The sequence below is a fragment of the Arthrobacter sp. 05N33_2 genome (assembly GCF_056397425.1).
In genome coordinates, this window is the sequence record NZ_JBFTNJ010000151.1 from 1 (window position 1) to 1,100 (window position 1,100).

General features: G+C 58.4%; 1 protein-coding gene and 1 pseudogene. One reads left to right on the forward strand and one right to left on the reverse strand.

All coding sequences use genetic code 11. The annotated features are described in order from the left end of the window. A partial coding sequence (locus tag AC1DHX_RS20740; protein ID WP_476900466.1) for a hypothetical protein occupies nucleotides 1-233 on the reverse strand: 233 nt, incomplete at its 3' end. Nucleotides 234-826: 593 nt separating this feature from the next. On the opposite strand from AC1DHX_RS20740, the pseudogene AC1DHX_RS20745 reads away from it, so the two are divergent. Further along, a pseudogene (locus AC1DHX_RS20745) lies at nucleotides 827-1,100 on the forward strand (hypothetical protein); the annotation flags it as partial.

Consider the following 1,100-nt stretch of genomic DNA (forward strand, 5'->3'; position numbering starts at 1 on the left):
GCAGAGGAGCAGAGGACCATGTCTGCGGTCTCAAGGTGCTTAATAATCTGCCCTTGGATCACATCACCTCCCGACATGATGGGCCTGATAGCAACAAATCCCGCAGCCTCTACCGCAGGCACAAATAGGTGCTCCAAGACGTGAACAAAGTGCTCGGCATCGCCGTGGTAACTGGCCTTAGCATCCTCGGACGTCGTTAGCGGCATTGCTATGAAACAGGTAGGAAGTGACATGAGATCAGCGTAATCGGTCGTCCGCCTCGGCTTGGTATTCGTGATTGTGAGTCGGAGTCTGAAATGGTCGGCGGTGCTCCCTAAGCTTCCATCTGTGGTGAAGATAGATGTTGAAGCGGTGGGCGCGATGCTGACACGCGGCAGATATATTTACCGCATGGCATCGTTCACACTCGACGGTGAAACGTACGAGTATCTAAAGCCGGACCCAGGACACGCGCCGGACGAAACCAAATCGTGGGAGTACGGGAGCTACCCCAAGGTGCTTGCCACACTACTCCTGGCTGAAGCGGAACGGTACGTGTCTACGCAGTTGCGGAACGCTGGAACCCCTCTTTCGTCCTTGTGGGATGGGCGGACGACGGGCGGCACGGGCATTGGGCTTGGATCCCTGCCGGCAACGTGGAGCACGTGAGTGATTCTGACTGGGATATCGAGGAGTACCGCCGCTGCCCCGAACACCTACGCGCCATCCGCTGGGGAAGCCTCCTGCCCGGATTCCTGCCCGCGTAAAAGAAGTCCACGCAGGTTGAGCCGTTTGCGTTAGGATTCCATCGGGCCATCGTGGCCAATTAATATTGGGGGGAATAATCGTGAAATTTGCGTTTCGCAGCGCCGCCGTGGCGGTCGTGCTCGCCGGGTCTTCGCTGATGCTCGTACCGTCAGCCAGTGCAGCAACGGTCGTAGAATCCACGGCGTCCACGAGGTGCGGGTCCGTGGTGTGGGCCGACCAGAGCGGCTGGGCTACAGGCACCAAGCTGAAATACCGCTGGTTTCGTAACGGCGTCCGCATTTCCGATGTTTGGATCGGCGGCTACAAGACCCGGTCGGGCGATTGTGGGAAGACGGTAACTGTCACCGTAACCG